The organism is Streptomyces sp. NPDC037271 (genome assembly GCF_055603605.1).
Genome location: NZ_JBVJVN010000003.1, coordinates 58,395 through 79,312, shown reverse-complemented (window position 1 = coordinate 79,312; position 20,918 = coordinate 58,395). Strand labels below are relative to the sequence as shown.

Here is a 20,918-nt window from a genome sequence, read left to right as displayed (position 1 = left end):
CGATCACCATGACCGTCCGCAGACACGTCACCCCATGGGCTTCGGCCGCACTGGTCCTCACCGCGCTGCTCACCACGAGCTGCGCGGGGGAGAAGGACAACGACTCCCCGACCGCGGCCGGTTCCCCGTCCCCCACTCCGCACGGGTACGTCGAGGGAGCGCAGGAAGCCGCCGAACAGCAGTCCCGGCTGCTCCTCAACGACCCCGACAGCGGAAACAGCCGGGTCCTCGACCTCATCACCGGCAAGGTGCACAAGACGGCCCGGGTGGCAGGCGCCGTCCGGCTCGGCACGGACGGACGGTTCGGCTACCTCCACACCTCCGGCGGCACACACGTACTCGACAGCGGCACCTGGATGGTGGACCACGGGGACCACGTCCACTACTACAGCGCGGCGATACGCGATGTGGGCGAACTCCCCGCGGGCCGCGAGGCACAGGTGCGCAGCGATGCCGCCGTGACCGCGGTGACCGACGAGGACGGGCGGACGGTCCTCTACGACCGCGGCAAGCTGGAGAAGGGCAGGATCGTGTCCTCCCGGGCGCCGGCGGGCGCCTACACCGGCGCCGTCGTGCCGTACGAGGAGCACCTGCTCGGCTTCACGGACGAGGGCGGCAGCACGAAGCTCGTCGTACTCGACCGCGACGGCAAGCGCGTCGCCTCCCCGGACGTGGAGTGCGAGGAGCCGCGAGGCGACGCCGTCACCCGGCGCGGCGTGGTCCTGGGCTGCGCCGACGGCGCCCTGCTCGTCCGTGAGAAGGGCGGCGCCTTCAGCGCGGAGAAGATCCCCCACGGCGAGGACGTGCCGGCGGAGGAGCGAGCCACCTCCTTCCGGCAGCGGCCCGGCAGCGACACCCTCACCGCACCGGCCGGGGCCGACGCCGTATGGGTCCTGGACGTCACCGAGCGGACCTGGACCCGGGTGGACACCGGGCCCGTCGTGGCCGCAAACACCGCCGGAGAGGGCTCCCCGCTGCTCGTCCTGGAGACCGACGGCTCGCTGCACGGCTACGACATCGCCACCGGGAAGCAGATCGCGCGGACCGAGCCGCTCCTGACCGGAGAAGTGCGGCGGGCCGGAGCCGACGGCACCGCCCCCGTGGTCGAAGTCGACCGCAGCCGCGCCTACGTCAACGACCCCGAGGGCAAGAAGGTGTTCGAGATCGACTACAACGACGGCCTGCGCATCTCGCGCTCCTTCGACCTGGACATCGAGCCGGTCCTCATGGCGGAGACCGGCCGATGAGCCGGAGTGCGACGAGGCGGCGCGTGCGCGTGGGCGTGGCGCGTCTGCGCAGTCTGATCGCGGGCCTGCTCGCCGTGGTCACGGTGGCTGCCGCCGCCGCGTGCACCACCACCGGGGACCAGCCCCGCATCGTGGTCACCACCAACATCCTCGGCGACATCACCAGGGAGATCGTCGGCGACGAAGCCGACGTCACCGTCCTGATGAGGCCCAACGCCGACCCGCACTCCTTCGGCCTGTCGGCGGCCCAGGCCGCCGAACTGGAGCGCGCCGACCTCGTGGTCTACAACGGCCTGGGGCTGGAGGAGAACGTCCTGCGGCACGTGGACGCCGCCCGCGAGTCCGGCGTCGCCACCTTCGAGGTCGGCGACGCGGTCGACCCGCTCGGCTTCCGTACGGCCGACGACGGTGGCCCGGAGGAGGGGGAAGGGCAACCCGACCCGCACTTCTGGACCGATCCCGACCGGGTGCGCAAGGCCACCGACCTGATAGCCCGTCAGGTGATCGAGCACGTCGACGGGGTGGACGACGGCGCGATACGCGCCCATGCCGACCGCTACGGCGAGGAACTCGCGGACCTCACCACCTGGATGGAGAAGTCCTTCGACCGCATCCCCGAGGACCGGCGTGCCCTGGTGACCAACCACCACGTCTTCGGCTACCTCGCCGACCGCTTCGGCTTCCGCGTGATCGGCGCGGTCATCCCCAGCGGCACCACACTGGCCTCGCCCAGCTCCGCCGACCTGCGCTCGCTCACCGAGGCGATGGAAGAGGCCGGCGTACGCACCGTGTTCGCCGACTCCTCCCAGCCGACACGGCTCGCCGAGGTCCTGCGCACGGAACTGGACGGCCGGGTCCAGGTCGTCAAGCTCTACTCGGAGTCGCTGACCGCCGAGGGCGAGGGCGCCGACACCACCGCCATGACCGACGGCCTGACCGGCGACTGACCCCCCCCAACCCCGAAGCACCGGCAGACGGGCCGAAACCGTCACACGCCACTGCCGCCACCGCGCGGCACGGAAAGGAACGCACCGATGGACAAGTCGATACGCGACAGAGCCCTCACCGGGACGGCACTCGCCCTCGCGGTGGCCACTGTGCTGACAGCCTGCGGAGGAGAGGACTCCGCTTCCGACGCGAAGGCCGAGGGCACCGCGAGCGCCACGCCCGCCGCCGCGGTCGAGAACCCGCTGGTCGCCACCTTCGACGGCGGCCTGTACATCCTGGACGGCGAGAGCCTCAAGCTCACCAGGACGATCGAGCTGCCCGGTTTCAACCGAGTCAACCCGGCGGGGGACGACGCCCACGTCATCGTCTCCACCGACACCGGCTTCCGCGTGCTGGACGCCGCCGAGCAGGCCCTCACCGACATCGAGTACAAGGGTGCCAAGCCCGGCCACGTCGTACGTCATGCGGGCAGGACCGTGCTCTTCACCGACGGCACCGGAGAGGTCAACGTCTTCGACCCCGCGGACCTGAGCGGTGGCGAGAAGCCGGAAGGACGCACCTACACATCCGCCGAGGCACACCACGGCGTCGCCATCGAACTGGCCAACGGCGAGCTCCTCAGCACCCTGGGCACCGAGGAGAAGCGGACCGGCGCGCTGGTGCTGGACAAGAACAACAAGGAGATCGCGCGGAACGAGAAGTGCCCCGGCGTCCACGGTGAGGCGGCCGCCCGGAACGAGGCCGTCGCCCTCGGCTGCGAGGACGGTGTCCTGATCTACAAGGACGGCGACTTCACCAAGATCGACGCCCCCGACGACTACGGCCGCATCGGCAACCAGGCCGGCAGCGACGCCTCCCCGGTCCTCCTGGGCGACTACAAGACCGACCCCGAGGCCGAGCTGGAGCGGCCCACCCGCGTCTCCCTCATCGACACCGAGAAGAAGAAGCTGCGCCTGGTCGACCTGGGCACCAGCTACTCGTTCCGTTCGCTGGCCCGTGGCCCGCAGGGCGAGGCTCTCGTCCTCGGCACCGACGGCGCCATCCATGTGATCGACCAGAACAGCGGGGAGATCGCGAAGAAGATCCCCGCGGTGGGCGAGTGGCAGGAGCCGCTGGACTGGCAGCAGGCCCGGCCCACCCTGTTCGTCCGTGACCACACCGCCTACGTGTCCGATCCCAGCAAGAAAGCCCTGCACGCCATCGACCTGGAGACCGGCAAGAAGGTCACCTCCGTCACCCTGCCGGAGAGCACCAACGAGCTGTCGGGAGTCGTCGCGGGACACTGACCGCGCGCTCCGCCCCCCACCGCGACCGGAAGGGCGGCGGGGGCGGAGCGTACGTCACGTACCGCTTTCACGGCCGGACCGCACGCAGCGGCCGCCGCGACCGGGAACGGGGGTGTTCGGGTGCCGGACCGGCTTCGCCGGCAGCCTGCGGCGCGGCGGCGGGCATCAAGCCGGGCCGAAGCCGTCCCCCCGCGCCTCCGCCCGCCCGCTTCGACGGCTTCACGCAGGGCCGTGGCTCCGCGGGTGACCCCGGTGCCGTACGGGTGGCGCCGGTCAAGCGGTGGCCGAGGGCGCGGCCCCGGGCGGGCTCATCCGACGACCGCGGCCCGCACGCACAGCACGTCCGGCAGGTGCGCGGCCAGCTGCCGCCAGCTGTCCCCGTCGTCGGCCGACGCGAACACCTCGCCGTTGCGGTTGCCGAAGTACACGCCCGCCTGCTCCGCCTCGTCGGTGCACAGCGCGTCGCGCAGCACCGTGCCGTAGTGGTCCTCCTGGGGCAGTCCCGCCGTGAGCGGCTCCCAGCTCCGCCCCGCGTCCGCCGTGCGGAACACCCGGCAGCGGCGGTCCGCCGGGACCCGGTCCGCGTCGGCGTTGATCGGGAAGACGTACGCCGTGTCGCCGCGGTGCGGATGGGCGGCCATCGCGAAGCCGAACGTGGACGGCAGGCCCTCACCGATGTCCGTCCAGTGCCCGCCCGCGTCGTCGCTGCGGTACACACCCCAGTGGTTCTGCAGATACAGCCGGTCCGGTGCCGCCGCGTCCCGTGCGACCTTGTGCACGCACTGGCCGAACTCCGGGTCCGGGTCCGGCAGGAAGACCGCGGAGACGCCGGAGTTGGACGGCGCCCAGCTCGCACCGCCGTCGGCCGTGCGGAACACACCGGCGGCCGAGACGGCGACCGTCACCGACCGCGGGTCCCGCTTGTCGGTGAGCACGGTGTGCAGCCCCTCGCCGCCGCCTCCCGGTACCCACTGGGACCGCGTGGGGTGCTCCCACAGGGGGCGGACCAGCTCGAAGCTCTCGCCGCGGTCCTCCGAGCGGTACAGCGCGGCCGGTTCGGTGCCCGCGTAGACCACGTCCGGCTCCGCGGCGGCCGGGTGCAGCTGCCACACCCGCTCCAGCGAAGCGCCGGTCTCCTTGGGGAACTTGACGGCCGGCTGCGCCGGTTCGGTCCAGGTGCGGCCCAGGTCGTCGGAGTGGAACACCGACGGGCCCCAGTGCGCGCTGTCGCCGCCGGCCAGCAGCCGCGGGGTGTCGCGGCGGGTGTCGAGGGCGACCGAGTAGACGGCCTGTGCGTTGAAGTAGGGACTTTCGTCGAACTCCCAGGTGCCACCCCGCCGGCGCCCGATGAACAGGCCCTTGCGGGTGCCCACGGCGAGCAGTACCTCGGTCATGCCGATCACCTCCGCGGCGTCGTCGTCGACGCCTTTGTCTCGGACACGGGCCAGTCTGCACCCCGGCACTGACAGTCACCTCTGGAAAGGGTGTCACCGCAGGTCAGGACGTGGTGTCGGATCCGGAGAGAGGTCCCCGCGCAAGCCGCTCGGCCCTCGCCGGGCAGCGCCCGCGCCGGGACGCCGTCGGAGCCGGCTCCGGCTCCGGCCGGCAGCGTGCCGAAGGCGTGCCCCCGGTCGCCGCCGGGAGCGGGCCGCGCGGAAGGCGGCGACGACGGTCGGCGGTGTGCCGGACCGGGAGGGAGGCCTGGAGGGGGAGGGCCGTCGGATGGTCGTGATCAGGCGACGGGGCGCGGTCCCGCCGAACGCGCCGGCCCGCGCACCCGGTTGACCGCCCTGCGCCTCGCCGAACCTGGCGCAGGCGTCCGGCTGCGTCCCGCCGCCCCGCCGCCCCGCCGCCCCGCCGCCCCGCGCCATCCGCTGCCCGCCGCGCTCGGCCGGGTGGCCGGGTGGTGGTCGGGTGGCCGGGTGGCCGGGTGGCCGGGTGGCCGGGTGGCCGGGTGGCCGGGTGGCCGGTCGGCCGTGCCTCCCGCCCCGGCCGACCGGCCCACCGCCTTCGCCGCCGCCGTCGTGCACCACCTGCCCGCCGACCCGCGGCTGCCCCCTGGACCGCTCCCCTCCCGCTGGCCGGGCACGGAGCCACGGGACGCCCGTACGGAGTACCAGCGGGAGCGAGCAGGCCGGAGAGGTCCGGGCGCGGGGCACCCGGACCTGGGACGACGGCGTCAACCCACCGTCATCCGCCCGTCCGCCGCGTCACCTGTAGGCGATGTCGGACGACGAGTACTTGCAGTGCGTGCCGTCGGGGCCCGAGCCGTTCGAGTCCGGCTCGTCGCCGTCGTCGTTGCCGATGTACTTCTGGCACGGGACGATCTTCTTGCCGCTGTCTCCGACGATCGTGATGTTGCGCAGGGTGGCGCTGTCGCCGTAGTTGGTGTTGATGCCGACGATCCGGCTTCCCTTCCAGCCGACCTCGATGCTGTTGAGGTTGATCGTCCGCTTGTACTGCGTCGAGCAGTTGCCGCAGGAGCGGATGAAGGTGCCGAAGTTCTTGACGGCGAAGCCGGAGACGTTCAGCGTCCCGGCGCCGTTGAACTGGAACACCTTGTCACTGGCTTCCTTGGCGCCCCCGCCGGAGACGGTGTAGACGTTCGACGAGGAGGAGCCCCGGAAGGTCGCCGCGTCCTCGCCGACGTCCTCCCACCAGACGTTCTGCAGGGTGCAGCTGCCCTTGCAGTGGATGCCGTCCGCGGCGGGGGCGCCGATGATCACGTTCTTGAGCACGGCGCCGGGGGCCAGTTCCAGGATCGGGCCCTGGTCCTCGTCCTGGCCGCCGGAGCCCAGGTCGCCGGTGCCGTAGAGGCGCTTCATCCCGTAGTCCTTGGTGCCGGAGACCGGGATGGTGGAGGAGACTCCTTCGCTGCCGTTGGGGGTCGGCCAGGTGGCGGCTTGCGCCGAGGAGGCTTCGAAAGTCATGAGCATGCCAACCGAGAGGCCGAGTGCGGCCAGCGCGCCGGTCGCGGCGCGCCACCGTGTGCGGGGGTGTGTCGCAGCAGTCATGTTCTGATCCCTTCCGTAGGGAGTGGGGGTGGAACGGAACATGTACCTGAACGTTGTGCGTCATGCTGACCGATGTCGCGAACGCGGTGCGGCCACTGTGGGGCCGTGGCGGGGCACCGTGTTCGCGACGGGTCATGCTGATGAACGGACCGTAGAGGGCAAGCGCTTTCTAGTCAACGCTTCGCGCGTGAGGAAGCCCCGACTCACATGCCCCAGCCGTACTGGTCCGGCATCCGGGCGTCTTCGCCCAGCTCCCGCGCCGCGTGCTGGGCCCAGGACGGGTTGCGCAGCAGTTCCCGGCCCAGCAGTACCGCGTCGGCCTCGCCGTTGGCCAGGATCTTCTCGGCCTGCTCGACGTCGGTGATGAGGCCGACGGCGGCGACCGGCATGGTGCTCCCGGCCTTCACGCGCGCGGCGAACGGGACCTGGTAGCCGGGCCCGGTCGGTATCCGGACGCGCGGGACGTTGCCGCCGGTGGAGACGTCGAGGAGGTCGATGCCGTGCGCCCGGAGGTCGCCGGCGAAGCGGACGGTGTCGTCGGGCGTCCAGCCGCCCTCCTCCAGCCAGTCGGTCGCCGAGACGCGGAAGAACAGCGGCTTGTCGTCGGGCCACACCTCCCGTACGGCGTCGACGACTTCGAGGGCGAACCGGGTCCGGTTCTCGTACGAGCCGCCGTAGGCGTCGGTGCGGTGGTTGGAGTGCGGCGACAGGAACTCGTGGATCAGGTAGCCGTGGGCGCCGTGGATCTCGACGATCTCGAAACCGGCCGCGAGGGCCCGGCGCGCGGCGTCCGCGAACTGGCGGACGACCTCCTGGATCTGCGTGACCGTCAGTTCGGCCGGCACCGGGTGCCGCTCGTCGAAGGCGAGCGCGCTCGGGGCCACCGGCTGCCAGCCGTGTGCGTCCGGGCCCACCGGCGCCCCACCCTTCCAGGGCTGGGCGGTCGAGGCCTTGCGGCCCGCGTGGGCCAGCTGGATCGCCGGAACCGTGCCCTGGGACCGCAGGAAGTCCGTGATCCGGCGGAACGCCTCGACCTGGGTGTCGTTCCACAGGCCGAGGTCCTGGGGAGAGATGCGGCCCTCCGGCGACACGCCGGTGGCCTCGACGACGATCAGGCCGGTGCCGCCCACCGCGCGCGCACCGTAGTGCGCGAAGTGCCAGTCGCCGGGGACGCCCGCCAGCGGGCCCTCCGGTGCGGCGGAGTACTGGCACATCGGCGGCATCCAGACCCGGTTCGGGATCGTGGTGTCACGCAGTTGGAGGGGCTGGAAGAGGGCGCTCATGAGGGGCTGCTCCCGTGGTCGCGGCAGGACGGAACAGCTCGTACGATAACTCTCGTAGTACGTCGCGTGTCAAACTACGATGCCTTTCGTACAATGAGCCCGATGGAGTCCCCCGAACGGTGGGACCCGCCCGGACGAACTGGAGCCGCCGTGACCCCCGCCGCCCCCGCCGCCGGCACCCGTGACCTGCCGCACCCGGCGCGCGAGGAGATCCGGCTGGAGGGAGTGCTGCACGCCCTCTCGGACCCGGTGCGGCTGCGGATCGTGCGGGATCTCGCCGCCGACAGCGACGAGCTCTTCTCCTGCTCGTACTTCGACCTGCCGGTCACCAAGTCCACGACCACGCACCACTTCCGGGTGCTGCGCGAGAGCGGGGTGATCCGGCAGACCTACCGTGGCACGGCCAAGATGAACGGCCTGCGCAGGGGCGACCTGGACGCCCTCTTCCCGGGTCTGCTCGACGCCCTGCTGGCCGCCGCGGCCCGCCAGGCCGCCCGCCTCGGCGCCGGCTGAGGGCGGACGAGGGACGAGGGCGGACGTGCTCAGGGCGTCGCCGTCCGCGCCGCGGCCAGCAGCGACTCCCAGTCGGGCAGCTTCACCACATGCCGTCCCAGTGAGGCTCCGAGTGCCGCCTCGGCCCGTTCGATGGCCCGCCACCCGGTCCACTCGACCGGCTCGATCCCCTCGGCACGCAGGACCCGCAGGGGGTCCGCGGGGAGGTCCCGGCCCGCGAGCGCGGGGGCGTCCGCCAGTAGGGAGGTCACCGTCTCCTTCGCGCAGGGACGGTTGGTGCCGATGACGCCGGTGGGGCCCCGCTTGATCCAGCCGGCCACGTACTCCCCGGGGGCGACGGCGCCCGCGCGCACGACGCGCCCCGCCCGATGCGGCACCGTGCCGCTCGCCGGGTCGAAGGGCAGCCCTTCCAGCGGCACCCCCCGGTAGCCCACCGACCGCAGCACCAGTCGGGCCTCGATCTCCTCGTACCGGCCGGTGCCCGTAACGCCGCCGCGCCCGTCCGGCGCCGTCCGCTCGAAGCGCACGGCGCGCACGTGCCCGTCGCCGTCCGCCGTCAGTTCCACCGGGCGCAGGAAGAAGCGTGGCCGGATCCGGCGGGCGGCGTCCGGCTCGGCCCGCCCGGCCCAGCCGCGCAGCACCTCCACATTGCGGCGTTGCGGGCCGGGGAGCCGGGAGGGGTCCAGGTAGGCGGGGTCCAGTGCCAGCTCCGCCGGGTCCACCAGGACGGCCGTGTCCGGCAGGGTGCCCAGCTCGCGCAGCTCCTTCGTCGTGAAGCGGGCCTGTGAGGGACCCCGCCGGCCCACCATGTGCACGTCGGCCACCTGCCCGGCGGCGAGCGTGTCGAGGGCCGGCTGCGGCATGTCGGTGCCGCTCAGCTCGGCCACGCCGCGGACCAGCATCCGCGCCACGTCCACGGCGACGTTGCCCACGCCGATCACGACCGCGGACCGCGCCCCGCGCAGGAAGCCGCCGTCCACGGCGTCCGGATGGGCGCTGTACCAGGAAACGAACTCGGTGGCCGACCAACTGCCCGGCAGGTCCTCGCCGGGGATGCCCAGCCGCCGGTCCGTGGCGGCGCCCACGCAGTACACCACCGCGTGGTACAGCTCCCGGAGCCGGGCCGACGGCACGCCCCCGGGGCCGACCGGGACGCCGCCGAGGAACCGCACCCGCTCGTGCTCCAGGACCGTGCGCAGGGTGTTCTGGAGCGACTTGATCTTCTCGTGGTCCGGCGCCACGCCGTACCGCACGAGACCGTACGGGCACGGCAGGCGGTCCAGGACGTCCACGCACACATCGGGGCCGAGCTGGACGAGGCTCTGGGCGGTGTAGCACCCGCTCGGTCCCGAGCCGACGACGGCGACACGCAGCACGGCGGAACTCCTTGTCCGGGAGGCGGATGGTCCGGAAGTCGGAGAGGGTCGCTGGTTCTCCCAGCATCCCACCGCTTCCGCTCCGCTGACAGGGTGCTGCGCCCGGTGAACGGCACATGTTCTGCGCGTGTTCTGTTCTTATGGAATGTGATCATGCGGTTACGTAGGGTGTGTGCTCGAAGCATCCTTCGTTGATCGTTCTCTTCAGCTTTCCGACCGCTGTCCGGACGACGGTCAGATGTCCGTGCGGCACACCTGGGCGGTGCGCGAGGGCGGCACCACCACCTCGTGGTTCGACGTGCGGCTGACGTTCGCCGACGGTGCCCGGGTGGACGCGCTCGCCGTGCTGTCCGGCCGGGACGTGCGGGTCGAGGACGTACGCGCCGAACCGCCGTTGTCCCTCGACGACCTGGCCGTGCTCGCCGAGTGGCTGGATCACCCGCTCTTCGAGGCCTGTGTGCCGGACTCCGCCCGTGCCGTACCGGCCGCGTCGCGGCATGCCCGCCCCGCCTGGCCCGGCGGCAGGGAAGGACGCAGGCTTCTCGCGCAGGAGTACCGGGCGGCCCGGGAAGAGGGCGGCGACCCGGTCCTCGCGGTGATGCGCGCGACCGGACACAGCAGGCGGAGGTCGCTCAGGCTGATCGGCCAGGCGCGCGACGAGGGCTTCCTGGCCCCGCGTCGCGCCCGGCGCCGAAACGCTCCCGGGGAGCCGTCACAGCATCCCGCGCATCCGTGAGATCTCGCTCGTCTGCTGGGCGACCACGTCGTCGGCCATCTCCTCGACCTGGACGTTGTTGCCCTGCGACTTCACCTCCGCGGCCATGGTGATCGCACCCTCGTGGTGAGTGATCATCAGAGTGAGGAAGAGCCGGTCGAAGGCCTTGCCCCGCGACATGCGCAACTTCTCCAACTGGGCCTCGGTCGCCATCCCCGGCATCGCGGCGTGGTCGTGTCCGTGCCCGCCGCCCGTCTCCTTCTCGCCGTGGTTCTTCAGCCATCCCCGCATCGCCGTGATCTCCGGTCCCTGAGCGGCGGAGATCCGTTCGGCAAGCAGTTTGACCCGGCCCGACTCGGCGTGCTCCGGGACGAGTTCGGTCATCTCCAGCGCCTGGGCATGGTGCTGGATCATCATCCGCGCGTACGAGACGTCCGCCGAGTTGGGGGAGTCGTCGTCGGCGCGCTGCTCCTCGGCGTCCTCGGCGGACAGTGTCCGGTTGCCCTCGCCCGGTTTGCCCGGGGCGATCACCGAAGGTCCGGCTGCGGCCGCCGACCCGGTGTCCGAACCGGAGTCGCAGGCCCCGAGCACGAGCACGGCCAGTGCGGTCAGTGAGGCCGTGAGGAGCGAGGAGCGGGACGACGAGGGGCGAAAGGGCACAACAACCTCCTGTGGCTGGGGCTACCCCTCCGGGGGAGGGTGCGGGACACCTCGTGGGTGTCATGACCGTCCTAGCACGCTTCCGCGTGTCACTGATCAGAAAACTTCATTGCGAGCCTGTTGCCCTCTGTTGGTATGAGCATGCCGAAGACGATACTGCGGGTTGCGTGAGCCGTTCCGCCGGAACGGACGTAGGGAGGAAACAGTGATCCTGTCGAGCGACCCGCGAACGCGGCGCAGACGCCTGGGAGTCGCGGCGGCCGCCGCCGGTCTCCTGTCCGCGCTGCTCACGGCCGGCCCGGCCGTGGCCACCCCTGACCCGGGGGACGGCCCGGCGACGTCGAAGGAGGTGTCCAAGAGCGCACGTGCCGAAGTGCGCGACGCGATCGAGAGCGGAGAGATACCCGGCCAGGACGAGACGGTCCACTCCGACAACATCGAGCACCTGGCCAACATCCCCAAGGACGCGCTGCCGGGCACCAACTCGGACCTGGCCTTCCAGGGCCGGTACGCCTTCGCCGGCAACTACGACGGCTTCCGCATCTTCGACATCAGCAACCCGAGGAAGCCGAAGACCGTCGCCCAGGTCCTGTGCCCCGGCTCGCAGAACGACATCTCCGTCTCCGGCGACCTGCTGTTCCTGTCGACCGACTCCTCGCGCAGCGACAGCAGTTGCAACAGCACCACGCAGCCGGCGACCGAGAAGTCCTCCTGGGAGGGCATGAAGGTCTTCGACATCAGCGACAAGCGGAACCCGAGGTACGTCGCCGCCGTCGAGACGGCCTGCGGCTCGCACACCCACACGCTGGTGCCCGAGCGCAAGAACGTCTACATCTACGTCTCCTCGTACTCGCCGAACGCCGCCTACCCCGACTGCCGGCCGCCGCACGACGGCATCTCCGTCATCAAGGTGCCGCGCAAGGCCCCCGAGCGTGCGGCCGTCGTGGGCTTCCCGGTGCTGTTCCCCGGTGAGGGCCCCGACGGCGGCGGCAACCCGGGCGGGCCCACCAACCCGGGTGTCTCCAAGACCACCGGCTGCCACGACATCACCGTCCTGCCCTCGAAGGACCTGGCGGCGGGCGCCTGCATGGGCGACGGCATCCTGTTCTCCATCAAGGACCCCGAGCGTCCGAAGGTCATCGACCGGGTCCAGGACAACGTCAACTTCGCGTTCTGGCACTCGGCGACCTTCAACCAGAAGGCGAACAAGGTCGTCTTCACCGACGAGCTGGGCGGCGGCGGCGCCGCCACCTGCAACGCGGAGATCGGCCCGAACCGCGGCGCCGACGGCATCTACGACATCGTCGGCCGGGGCGACCACCGCGAGCTGGTCTTCCGCAGCTACTTCAAGATCCCCCGCCACCAGGCGGACACCGAGAACTGCGTGGCCCACAACGGCTCGCTGATCCCGGTCAAGGGCCGCGACATCATGGTCCAGGCCTGGTACCAGGGCGGCGTCTCCGTCTGGGAGTTCACCGACTCCAAGCGTCCGAAGGAGATCGCCTACTTCGAGCGCGGCCCGCTGAGCACGGAGACCATCTCCAGCGGCGGTTCCTGGTCGGCGTACTACTACAACGGCTACATCTACTCGAACGACATGGCCAAGGGCTTCGACGTCCTCAAGCTCAACGACCGGCGCACCGACCCCGCCAAGCGGGTCCACCTGCGTGAACTCAACACGCAGACGCAGCCGGACTACTTCGACTGAGCCGCCCGGCCGGCCCGGTCGATCCCGTCTGCCCGGCCTGACTGATCGGTCGGGTCGGTCGGGTCGGTCGGGTCGGTCGGGTCGGTCGGATTCGGCGGGTCGGACCGGTCGGCCGGGTCCGTCCGGACCGGTCGGCCGGGCACACCGGTCGAGAAGAACCGCGACAGATCCGTGTCGCACGTCCCGTCGGGCGCCTCGGCGTCCGGCGGGACACCCAGCTCCCACTCCAGCCGGTAGCGCCTGAACAGCTCTGCGCGCAGCACCGGCACGGGCATCGGCACCCCCGGCACCAGGGCGGCGAACACGGCGCCCATCAACAGCGCGCGCAGCATCGGGTAGTCGCGGTCGACGTCCCGTGAGCCGTGACGGGCCACGGTGTCCCGCAGCAGCTCCGCCAGCCGCCGCTGCTCGGGGCACGGCACGAAACCCACCTCGGCCTGGAGCAGGCCCGCCATGTGCTGGCGCATGAGTACCGGCCGGTCGCGGGCCAGGCCCAGGATCGCGTCGATCGCCCGCGCCATCCGCTCCGGACCCCCGTCGGTGCACGGCTCGCGCTCCAGCGCCTCCTCCAGCGTGCGGTGCATCAGCCGGTGCACGGCCGACTGCAGCAACTGCCGCTTGCCGGGGAAGTAGTACGAGACCAGACCGCGCGCCGAGCCCGCCCGGTCGGCGATGGCGCCCAGCGTGGTCGCGTCGTACCCGTGCTCGCCGACGAGCTCCACCGCGGCCTGCAGGAGCCGCTCCTTCGAACGCCGCCGCAACTCTTCATTGACCGAGGCGCTGCGCGGGGACATGCTGTACTCCTGCGTTGACTGGCTGCCAGCCAACTATACTCGGCGCAGGCGGACGGGCGCCTTGACGGGCCTGTTCCGGATACCGTCTGCCTCGGGCGACACGGGGGATCGTCCGAGGCGGACGGAGACCCCCACTGGTTGCCTTGGGCTACCCGCAGCGCATGCGCGCCGTCCGGCGCCGCCTCGCCGTCCGAAGCGCGCCCGGACCGTCCCGGTCGGCTCGGCCGGCTCGGGGGCCGGAAAGCCGCAGTCCGGCACGGGCGGGCGTCGCGCGCAGCCGTCCGCCCGTGTGGTCACGGGTGCCGGTGCCGGTGGACCAGTACCGCCAGGGCCACGACCAGGGTGCCGAGGAGCCAGCCGCCGACGACGTCGGAGGCCCAGTGGACGCCGAGCCAGACCCGTGTCACGCCGACACCGGCCACGGAGACCAGCGCCACGGCCAGGGCGGTCAGGCGCAGGGGGCGGGCGGCGCCGTAGTAGTGGAGGAGCCAGACCAGGAGGCCGCACACGAACGTGGCGGTCATGGCGTGGCCCGAGGGGAAGGCCGCGTAGTGCGCGGAGTCCACGGGATCGGGCCAGACCGGGCGGGCGCGGTCCACCGCCGCCTTCAGAGCCTGCTGCGCCAGACTGCCCAGCAGACAGGTGGTCCCCAGCCACACGGCCGTCCACCGGTCCCCGTGACGGAACCACAGCCACAGCACCACCACCGCGCACAGCAGTCGCATGGTCCACGTGTCCCACACCCAGTCGGTGAGGATCCGCATGGCGTGCGTGACGCCCGGTTCGTCGACCGCCCAGCGGTGCGTCGTGCCGGCGATGTCGTCATCCAGGCCGATCAGGGGCTGCCACTCGAGGACGACCAGGGTGAGGAGCAGCGCGGAGCACACGGCCAGCATCCAGGTGACGCGGAGGGCTGTGCGGGGCTGCGGTGGACCGGGCGGGGAGTGGACGGGCGGCGTCTGCATGCTGCGATACTCGCGGAACCAGGGGGTCCGGGGCCAATTTCCGGGGCACCCTCCGGGGCGGGAGGGCGGCGAGGGCTATCCCAGCGCCCGCAGCCCCGGCACGAAAGCCACCAGTACCGGTACCACCGGGACCAGCGCGGCCGCCGCCGTCAACCGCAGCCGCCGGGCCGCCGTCAGCCGGTTCGGCGGGGTGAGCAGCCGGTGCACCCGCTGCGGGACATGCGCCTGTGCGGTCGGGCACGGGCCGAACACGCCCCGGTCCTCGTTGAGTTCGACCAACGCCAGGGCGGTCGTCAGCCGGCCGAAGCGGCGGGAGGCCACGTCGTCGGCGGCGAGTTCGACCAGGCGGTGCATCTCGTCGCGGAACGCGGCGAACACCGGGACTTGGGGAAACCCCTCCGCCAGCGCCGCAGAGCAGTGCAGCAGCCAGTCGTGCCGAGCCCGCGCGTGCCCCTTCTCGTGGGCGAGTACCGCGTCCAACTGCCGGCCCTTGAGGCGGCGCAACGCGGCGGTGGTCACGACCAGTTGCGGGGGAGAGCCGGGCAGCCACCACGCGTCGGGACGCTCGCCCTCCAGGACGACGAGCGGCGCCGATCCGGGCACCTCGCCGGGCAACACCGGCGCACGCAGAAGGAGTTCCGCCCGGCGCCGCCGACGCCTGGCCCGGGCCCGCACGATCTCCCGGGCCAGCATCGCGACGCTCCACAGCCCGCCGCAGGCCAGGGTGACGGCGGTGGTGTCCGCCCAGAGACCGGACGTGCCGAGCGCGTAGGCCTCGACCACCGGACCCGGCGCCGTCGCGAAGACGGGCCCGCCCACCGCGTGCCAGGCCGCCGCCGCACTGAACGTCATGGACAGCGCGCAGCACACGAGCACGGCCGCCACCACGCACTGCCACACCCACAGGGCGACCACCGGTTCCCGGTCCGGCCAGTCGGCCCGGGCGAGCAGCCTGGGGGCGAGCACGGCGGTCAGGGCGCCGAGCAGCAGCAGTGCCGCGGGGAGAATCATGGGGGCAGCCTATGAGCGTCGCGCTCCCGGCAGTACGGCCCGCCGCACAAAGTGACGCAGGCAACGGTTGCGTGCGGGGTGCGCCGGGTACGCGTCGGGGTCACCGGGGTCACGAGGTCGCCCTCGTGGGACCGCCGGGTGTGGATTGACCACCGTCGTGCGGCCGTCCGGTGTCACGTGGCCGACGTGGTGCGGCCGTCCGGTGTCACGTGGCCGACGTGGTGCGACCGTCCGGTGGTCACGTGGCCGACGTGATGCGGCCGCCGGTGGTCACCTGGCCGACGTGGTAGACCATCCGGTGGTCCATGGCCGACGTGGCGCGACCATCCAGTGGTCACATGGCCAGCAGCATGGCCAGCATCGCGATCCCCATGGCTAGCCGGCAGGCCCGCGCCAGTTCCGGCCGGTCGCCCCACCCGGCCGCAAGGCTGCGCCCGGTGCCCGGGCCGCCCCCGGACACGGCGGCGACGGGTATCAGGCGTACGCCGGTCAGCAGCACGTACCCGGTGAAGTAGAGCAGCAGACTCCCGGTCAGCACGGGGATTCCAGAGGTGCCCTGCCCGTGGGCGTGGGCGTGGGCGTGGGCGGGGGAGCCGGTCATCGCCACGGCCATGTAGACCATGGCCCCGGCCCCGACGACATGGTGCAGATGGTGGCGCCCGGAGCGGGCCGCCCACAGGGCATGCAGGCCGGTGGCGCCGAACACCACCGCGTAGCCGGGCCACGCCCATCCGGGCGGGGTGAACACCGCCGTGGGCACGGCCATGGCGGCCATGCCGAACCCCATGAGGGCCTCGCCGCCCGCGGCGCGGCGCTGCTCCTCGACGCTGCTGCGCATCCGCAGCAGGCAGTAGGCGCCGGTCGCCCCGCAGAGCGCGACCAGCAACCAGCCGGACGACGCCGGTCCGTGCACACGTGCCTCCCCGCTCGGCGCTCGACGGTCGGTCAAGGACTGCCCGGTCCGTGCGGCGCGCACGCGAGCGCAAGGGAGTACACGGGGGGTATTCGGGGGAGCGCGGGGCGCCGCACCTGGTGGGTGGCCGGATCGACGTCACACCCGAAGGAGTCCTTTACGAGTAAAACACCTGTTAAGGTTATTCGTATGAGCAGTGCGACCCCCACCACCGGCACCCCACTCGGCCGACGTCTGTCCCTGACCGGCGTGCTGCGCCTGCGCCGGCCCTCCGAGATCTGGTTCAAACCCGCCCTGAGTTCGGTCGCCGCCGTCGCCCCGCCCAACCTGATCCTGCTGGCGCTAGGCCGGCTCGACCTGGCGATGTACACCATGGCCGGGTCCCTGTGCGCGCTCTACGCCCACAACCGCCCCTACGCCGCCCGGGCCCGCACCCTGGCATGGGTGGTGCTCGGCATGCTCGGCGGCGTCGCCGTCGCCCTGGTCACCGCCTCGCTCACGCGGAACGCCGTCGTCCTCGTCACCGTCGGCGCCCTGCTCGCCGCCGTGCAGAAGGCACTGTGCGACGCCACCCGAGTCGGCCCCCCGGGCAACGTGGTCCTGACCTTCATCAGCTCCGCCGCCCTGTTCGTCCCGCAGACCTTCGGCCAGCTCCCCGGACACCTGGCGCTGGCCGCCGCCGCGGGCGGCTGGGCCTGGCTCGTCGGCATGGCACCCGCCCTGGTCCGCCCGCACGGCCCGGAACGCCGCGCCACCGCCCAGGCCCTGAACGCCGCCGCCGCGTACGCCGACACCCGCGGCACCGGCGACGGCCACAGCCCCGCCCGCGCCGCCGGGTACGCCGCCGTGCAGGCCGCCTGGCAGACGCTGCTGTCCCTCCCCGCGACGGGCACCCGCGCCACCACCCGGCACGCCCTGGAACACCTCGTCGTCCGCGCCGAGGTCGCGCTCGCCGCGCCCGCCGACACGGACCCGGAGCGGCTGCGCGCCTGGGCCCGCGCCCTGCGCGGCACCGGCCGGATCCCCCGCACCGGCACCACCCAGGGGGCCGCCGACGAACTCCTCGGCGTGGACGCCGAACTCGCCGCCCGCCCCACCCCCCTGTGGCAGCGGCTCGGCCCGCTGGCCCCGATCGCCGCCCGCACCGCCCTCGGCTGCGCCCTGGCCGGCTACGCCTCCCTCGCCCTCGGTATCGGCCGCCCCTACTGGGCCCTGGTCACCGCCGCCGCGCTCTACCAGGCCAACTTGGCGCTCACCTGGAGCCGTGCCGTCCAGCGCGTCGTCGGCAACATCGCCGGGGTGCTGCTGTTCGCCGCCATCACACCGCTCGCCCACCTCGGGCAGGCCCTCCTCGTCCTGCTCTGCCTCGCCCTCAACTTCGGCGCCGAGGCGCTCATCACCCGCAACTACTGGCTCGGCAGCGTCTGTGTCACCCCGATGGCGCTGCTCATCACCGAGTTCGCCGGCTACCAGACACCCGGTGAGCTGATCACCGAGCGGGTGGTGGACACCCTCGTCGGCGCCCTGGTCGGCTTCCTGGCCGCCGTCGCCGTCACCAACCGGCGCGCCGGGAACCGCGTCGAACAGGCGGTGACCGCGGCCGACCGCGCCCGGGAACGCGCCGCCCGCCTCCTGGCGGAGTCCGCCCCCGCCCCCGGCGCCCTGGAGGCCGCCCGCCGGGGCCTGGCCGCCGCACTGACCGACCTGCGGGCCACCGTCGACGCGGCGGCCGGCGAATGGTGGGGGCGCGCCCTGCCCCAGGAGAGGGTCGTGCTCGCCGAGCAGTCAGGACACCGTACGCTCGCCGCAACGGTGCGACGCCAGGCAGCGCGTCCGGACCGGGAGACGGGCACGAGAACGGAGGACGTACGGCCATGACCGCAACCGACGGGGGCTCGGCGACCGAGGGCGACGAGAGAGGCGGACCGGGCGGTGACACCGTCGCCGCGGTCGTGAGGCAGTGGCGGGCCGTCCACCCCGACCTGGACACCGGCCCGATGGAGATCATCGGCCGCATCAACCGCTGCGCCGCCCTCCTCCAGCAGGCCGAGGACGCCCCGCTGCGCAGGGCCGGCCTCAGCCGCTCCGAGTTCGACCTGCTCGGCGCCCTGCGCCGCACCGGGCACGAGCTGACCCCCGGCGACCTGGCCCGCGAGACCTTCTCCTCCGGTGCCGCCGTCACCAAGCGCCTCAAGCAGCTCACCGAACGCGGACTGGTGGAGCGGCGCGGCGACACCCGCGACCGCCGGGTCGCCCACGTCCGCCTCACGGACGCCGGGCGTGACCTCGTCGACGGCATCCTGCCCGAACAGCTCGCCTACGAGTCCGCCGTCCTGTCCGGCGTCGGCGGCCCCGAGCAGGACGCGCTGGCCGCGCTCCTCGGGGCACTGCTGGGCAGACTGGAGGGCCGCCTGGACGCCCTGCGGATCTGACCTCCGGCGCGGTCCGGTACCCGGAGCGCGGTGCGTCGCCGCCCGCCTCGCGTCGGCGTCCACGGTCCGGGCGCTCGCCTCCTCGGCGCCGGCCCGAAGCCGGCGCCCGGGCGGACGGGACCGAGTCTCAGCGTTCGTCGCCCACCCGGTACACGCCGAACATCGCGCCCTGCGGATCCCGCAGCACCGCGATGCGTGGGCCGTCGGGAGGCGACGTGGGTTCCATGAGCACGGTGCCGCCACCGTCGGTGGTGTCGACCGCGGTGGTGTCCACGTCCGCCACCGCGAAGTACGGCAGCCAGTGCGCCGGCACTTCGTGCGGGAACTTGTCGTCCATCGTCACCATGCCGCCGAAGTCCGCCCCGTCGATCCCCCACTGCGGGTAGCGGTCCGAGGGGGTGACGCTCCAGCCGAACACCGTGGTGTAGAAGTCGGCGGCCCGGTCGGGCTCGCGCGTCAGCAACTCCACCCAGCCCAGCGAGCCGGGGACGTTGAAAACTCCGGCTCCCGGGAACGAGCGTCCCTGCCACAGCTGGAACACCGCACCGGTCGGATCGGCGGCCACCACGAACCGGCCCGCGTCGAAGACGTCCGTGGGGCCCTGCAGGACCGCCCCGCCGGCCGCCGCCACCTGCCGCACGACGGCGTCCGCGTCGCGCACGGCGAACGACACGTTCCACGCGACCGGCTGCGCCTGCCGGTACAGCGGGGTCAGGGCGGCGACCGCCGCCTCGCCGAGGCGGGCGATGGTGTAGCCGCCCGCCTGCTGCCGGGAGTCCGTCTCGGGACGCCAGCCGAACAGCTTGGTGTAGAACCGCTTGGCCGCTGCCGGACCGCTGGTCCCCAGCTCGGCCCAGCAGGGCCCGCCGGTCACCGGTTCGTGAAGCTTCATCGGGCGTCCTTCCGCTGAGCCGCAGACCGTCCGTCCCCCTTCGAGCACGCTACGGCCGCCTCCGGAACGCGGCCATCCGGCACCTACCGTCCCGGGTCAGATCCCGGGCCGGTACCGCAGCGGATGGTCCGCGGGCACCTCCACCAGCACGATCCGGGTGCCGTCCGGGTCCGCGATCCACATCTCCACCAGTCCCCACGGCTCCTGGACCGGAGGCCGGACGATCTCGACCCCCTTCGCGCGCAGTTCGTCGTGGGCCGCCGTCGCGTCCTCCACCTGGAGCCACAGCTTCAGCGCGGGGGAGAGGGGCTCTTCGGAGCGGCCGGAGACCTCCAGGAAGCCGCCGCCGAGGAAGTAGACGGTGCCCCGCTCGGGCCCCGTGCCGAACTCCCGGTGGACGGCGAGGCCCAGCTGCTCGCCGTAGAAGGCGCGGGAGCGGTCGGGGTCGGTGGGGCGGAGCAGGATCCGGCTGCTGAGTACATGCACCATGCGCCCCGAGACTACTGGCAGCGTTACTCTCATCGGTGCCCGCGCCGCGCCCGAGAACGAACCGCCGGCAGCGAACCGCCGGAAACGAACCGTCGAGAACGAACCGGAGACCGCACCACATGGACACCGCCGCCAGCCCGCTGACCTACCGCGACGCCACCGACGCGGACGTGGACGAGATCGTCGCGCTCATAGAGTCCGCGTACCGCGGGGAGTCCAGCCGGGCCGGGTGGACCACCGAGGCGGACATCCTCCACGGCCGGCGGACGGACCCGCAGGGCGTGCTGGAGGTCGTCAAGGCACCGGACAGCCGCCTGCTGACCGTCGAGCGGGACGGCGGGATCGTGGCCTGCTGCCGGCTGGAGCACCGAGGCGAGCACGCCTACTTCGGGATGTTCGCCGTCAGCCCGGCGCTCCAGGGCGCGGGCCTGGGCAAGGCGGTCATCGCGGAGGCGGAGCGGCAGGCCCGCCAGGCGTGGGGGGTGACGGAGATGCACATGACCGTGATCTCCGTACGCGAGGATCTCATCGCCTGGTACGAGCGCCGCGGCTACCGCCGTACGGGAGAGACGACCCCGTTCCCGTACGGCGACGAGCGCTTCGGCATCCCGCAGCGCGACGACCTTCGCTTCGAGCTGCTGGTCAAACCGCTGGTCTGACGTCGGTCCGCCG

General features: G+C 72.7%; 20 protein-coding genes. 9 read left to right on the top strand and 11 right to left on the bottom strand.

Annotation, left to right across the window (positions count from 1 at the left end; genetic code table 11):
* Positions 1-8: 8 nt before the first annotated feature.
* From ACZ7G3_RS08170 to aztD, 3 genes are all read left to right on the top strand, one after another.
* Positions 9-1,247 carry a hypothetical protein gene (locus ACZ7G3_RS08170; protein WP_470924105.1) on the top strand — a complete coding sequence of 413 codons (1,239 nt, stop codon included), beginning with the start codon at positions 9-11 and terminating at the stop codon, positions 1,245-1,247.
* Entirely contained in the window at positions 1,244-2,194 is a 951-nt protein-coding gene (aztC, locus tag ACZ7G3_RS08165) for a zinc ABC transporter substrate-binding protein AztC (RefSeq protein WP_470924103.1), read from the top strand. The genes ACZ7G3_RS08170 and aztC overlap by 4 nt, the downstream gene beginning before the upstream one ends.
* A gap of 87 nt (positions 2,195-2,281) precedes the next feature.
* Positions 2,282-3,481, top strand: coding sequence for a zinc metallochaperone AztD (gene aztD, locus ACZ7G3_RS08160; RefSeq protein ID WP_470924101.1), 1,200 nt, complete (start codon positions 2,282-2,284; stop codon positions 3,479-3,481).
* A 308-nt stretch (positions 3,482-3,789) separates the two neighbouring features.
* Here the strand turns inward: aztD and ACZ7G3_RS08155 are convergent, their stop codons facing one another.
* From ACZ7G3_RS08155 to ACZ7G3_RS08145, 3 genes are all read right to left on the bottom strand, one after another.
* Entirely contained in the window at positions 3,790-4,944 is a 1,155-nt protein-coding gene (locus ACZ7G3_RS08155; RefSeq protein WP_470924099.1) for a WD40/YVTN/BNR-like repeat-containing protein, read from the bottom strand.
* 747 nt (positions 4,945-5,691) lie between these two features.
* On the bottom strand, positions 5,692-6,495 hold the full coding sequence (locus ACZ7G3_RS08150; RefSeq protein WP_470924097.1) for a pectate lyase: 804 nt from the start codon (positions 6,493-6,495) through the stop codon (positions 5,692-5,694).
* 203 nt (positions 6,496-6,698) lie between these two features.
* Positions 6,699-7,778 carry an NADH:flavin oxidoreductase/NADH oxidase gene (locus ACZ7G3_RS08145; protein ID WP_470924096.1) on the bottom strand — a complete coding sequence of 360 codons (1,080 nt, stop codon included), beginning with the start codon at positions 7,776-7,778 and terminating at the stop codon, positions 6,699-6,701.
* A gap of 150 nt (positions 7,779-7,928) precedes the next feature.
* Between ACZ7G3_RS08145 and ACZ7G3_RS08140 the strand changes: the two genes are divergently transcribed.
* Positions 7,929-8,291 carry a helix-turn-helix domain-containing protein gene (locus ACZ7G3_RS08140; protein WP_426602271.1) on the top strand — a complete coding sequence of 121 codons (363 nt, stop codon included), beginning with the start codon at positions 7,929-7,931 and terminating at the stop codon, positions 8,289-8,291.
* 29 nt (positions 8,292-8,320) lie between these two features.
* Here the strand turns inward: ACZ7G3_RS08140 and ACZ7G3_RS08135 are convergent, their stop codons facing one another.
* On the bottom strand, positions 8,321-9,667 hold the full coding sequence (locus tag ACZ7G3_RS08135) for an FAD-dependent oxidoreductase (protein ID WP_470924094.1): 1,347 nt from the start codon (positions 9,665-9,667) through the stop codon (positions 8,321-8,323).
* Positions 9,668-9,905: 238 nt separating this feature from the next.
* On the opposite strand from ACZ7G3_RS08135, the gene ACZ7G3_RS08130 reads away from it, so the two are divergent.
* The gene (locus ACZ7G3_RS08130; RefSeq protein ID WP_470924092.1) at positions 9,906-10,403 is read left to right on the top strand and encodes a DUF6214 family protein; all 498 of its coding nucleotides are present in this window, start codon (positions 9,906-9,908) and stop codon (positions 10,401-10,403) included.
* On the opposite strand, the gene ACZ7G3_RS08125 is transcribed toward ACZ7G3_RS08130, so the two are convergent.
* The gene (locus tag ACZ7G3_RS08125; protein ID WP_470924090.1) at positions 10,380-11,042 is read right to left on the bottom strand and encodes a DUF305 domain-containing protein; all 663 of its coding nucleotides are present in this window, start codon (positions 11,040-11,042) and stop codon (positions 10,380-10,382) included. The genes ACZ7G3_RS08130 and ACZ7G3_RS08125 overlap by 24 nt on opposite strands.
* 205 nt (positions 11,043-11,247) lie before the next feature.
* Here ACZ7G3_RS08125 and ACZ7G3_RS08120 point away from each other — a divergent pair, with 205 nt between their 5' ends.
* Positions 11,248-12,750 carry an LVIVD repeat-containing protein gene (locus tag ACZ7G3_RS08120; RefSeq protein ID WP_470924088.1) on the top strand — a complete coding sequence of 501 codons (1,503 nt, stop codon included), beginning with the start codon at positions 11,248-11,250 and terminating at the stop codon, positions 12,748-12,750.
* On the opposite strand, the gene ACZ7G3_RS08115 is transcribed toward ACZ7G3_RS08120, so the two are convergent.
* The 4 genes from ACZ7G3_RS08115 to ACZ7G3_RS08100 form a co-directional block, all read right to left on the bottom strand.
* A complete protein-coding gene (locus tag ACZ7G3_RS08115) occupies positions 12,738-13,544 on the bottom strand; it encodes a TetR/AcrR family transcriptional regulator (protein ID WP_470924086.1) in 807 nt (268 codons plus the stop codon). The genes ACZ7G3_RS08120 and ACZ7G3_RS08115 overlap by 13 nt on opposite strands.
* Before the next feature lie 293 nt (positions 13,545-13,837).
* The gene (locus ACZ7G3_RS08110; protein WP_470924084.1) at positions 13,838-14,509 is read right to left on the bottom strand and encodes a phosphatase PAP2 family protein; all 672 of its coding nucleotides are present in this window, start codon (positions 14,507-14,509) and stop codon (positions 13,838-13,840) included.
* A 75-nt stretch (positions 14,510-14,584) separates the two neighbouring features.
* Positions 14,585-15,520 (bottom strand): M56 family metallopeptidase, encoded by a 936-nt coding sequence (locus tag ACZ7G3_RS08105; RefSeq protein ID WP_470924082.1) that lies wholly within the window; start codon positions 15,518-15,520, stop codon positions 14,585-14,587.
* A 334-nt stretch (positions 15,521-15,854) separates the two neighbouring features.
* A complete protein-coding gene (locus ACZ7G3_RS08100) occupies positions 15,855-16,433 on the bottom strand; it encodes a DUF5134 domain-containing protein (protein ID WP_470924080.1) in 579 nt (192 codons plus the stop codon).
* 189 nt (positions 16,434-16,622) lie between these two features.
* Here ACZ7G3_RS08100 and ACZ7G3_RS08095 point away from each other — a divergent pair, with 189 nt between their 5' ends.
* Both ACZ7G3_RS08095 and ACZ7G3_RS08090 read left to right on the top strand, forming a co-directional pair.
* The gene (locus ACZ7G3_RS08095) at positions 16,623-18,311 is read left to right on the top strand and encodes an FUSC family protein (protein WP_470924078.1); all 1,689 of its coding nucleotides are present in this window, start codon (positions 16,623-16,625) and stop codon (positions 18,309-18,311) included.
* Positions 18,308-18,865 carry a MarR family winged helix-turn-helix transcriptional regulator gene (locus tag ACZ7G3_RS08090; RefSeq protein WP_426602234.1) on the top strand — a complete coding sequence of 186 codons (558 nt, stop codon included), beginning with the start codon at positions 18,308-18,310 and terminating at the stop codon, positions 18,863-18,865. The genes ACZ7G3_RS08095 and ACZ7G3_RS08090 overlap by 4 nt, the downstream gene beginning before the upstream one ends.
* A 127-nt stretch (positions 18,866-18,992) precedes the next feature.
* On the opposite strand, the gene ACZ7G3_RS08085 is transcribed toward ACZ7G3_RS08090, so the two are convergent.
* The gene (locus tag ACZ7G3_RS08085) at positions 18,993-19,757 is read right to left on the bottom strand and encodes a VOC family protein (RefSeq protein WP_470924076.1); all 765 of its coding nucleotides are present in this window, start codon (positions 19,755-19,757) and stop codon (positions 18,993-18,995) included.
* A 96-nt stretch (positions 19,758-19,853) separates the two neighbouring features.
* Positions 19,854-20,246 (bottom strand): VOC family protein, encoded by a 393-nt coding sequence (locus ACZ7G3_RS08080; RefSeq protein WP_470924074.1) that lies wholly within the window; start codon positions 20,244-20,246, stop codon positions 19,854-19,856.
* A gap of 119 nt (positions 20,247-20,365) precedes the next feature.
* On the opposite strand from ACZ7G3_RS08080, the gene ACZ7G3_RS08075 reads away from it, so the two are divergent.
* Positions 20,366-20,905 (top strand): GNAT family N-acetyltransferase, encoded by a 540-nt coding sequence (locus tag ACZ7G3_RS08075; RefSeq protein WP_470924072.1) that lies wholly within the window; start codon positions 20,366-20,368, stop codon positions 20,903-20,905.
* Positions 20,906-20,918: the final 13 nt, after the last annotated feature.

Bases quoted from the DNA above. Each gene is read 5' to 3' on its own strand.
- ACZ7G3_RS08170 (WP_470924105.1), top strand. From the start codon at position 9: ATGACCGTCCGCAGACACGTCACCCCATGGGCTTCGGCCGCACTGGTC.
- aztC (WP_470924103.1), top strand. From the start codon at position 1,244: ATGAGCCGGAGTGCGACGAGGCGGCGCGTGCGCGTGGGCGTGGCGCGT.
- aztD (WP_470924101.1), top strand. From the start codon at position 2,282: ATGGACAAGTCGATACGCGACAGAGCCCTCACCGGGACGGCACTCGCC.
- ACZ7G3_RS08150 (WP_470924097.1), bottom strand. From the start codon at position 6,495: ATGACTGCTGCGACACACCCCCGCACACGGTGGCGCGCCGCGACCGGC.
- ACZ7G3_RS08145 (WP_470924096.1), bottom strand. From the start codon at position 7,778: ATGAGCGCCCTCTTCCAGCCCCTCCAACTGCGTGACACCACGATCCCG.
- ACZ7G3_RS08130 (WP_470924092.1), top strand. From the start codon at position 9,906: ATGTCCGTGCGGCACACCTGGGCGGTGCGCGAGGGCGGCACCACCACC.
- ACZ7G3_RS08115 (WP_470924086.1), bottom strand. From the start codon at position 13,544: ATGTCCCCGCGCAGCGCCTCGGTCAATGAAGAGTTGCGGCGGCGTTCG.
- ACZ7G3_RS08110 (WP_470924084.1), bottom strand. From the start codon at position 14,509: ATGCAGACGCCGCCCGTCCACTCCCCGCCCGGTCCACCGCAGCCCCGC.
- ACZ7G3_RS08105 (WP_470924082.1), bottom strand. From the start codon at position 15,520: ATGATTCTCCCCGCGGCACTGCTGCTGCTCGGCGCCCTGACCGCCGTG.
- ACZ7G3_RS08095 (WP_470924078.1), top strand. From the start codon at position 16,623: ATGAGCAGTGCGACCCCCACCACCGGCACCCCACTCGGCCGACGTCTG.
- ACZ7G3_RS08090 (WP_426602234.1), top strand. From the start codon at position 18,308: ATGACCGCAACCGACGGGGGCTCGGCGACCGAGGGCGACGAGAGAGGC.
- ACZ7G3_RS08085 (WP_470924076.1), bottom strand. From the start codon at position 19,757: ATGAAGCTTCACGAACCGGTGACCGGCGGGCCCTGCTGGGCCGAGCTG.
- ACZ7G3_RS08080 (WP_470924074.1), bottom strand. From the start codon at position 20,246: ATGGTGCATGTACTCAGCAGCCGGATCCTGCTCCGCCCCACCGACCCC.
- ACZ7G3_RS08075 (WP_470924072.1), top strand. From the start codon at position 20,366: ATGGACACCGCCGCCAGCCCGCTGACCTACCGCGACGCCACCGACGCG.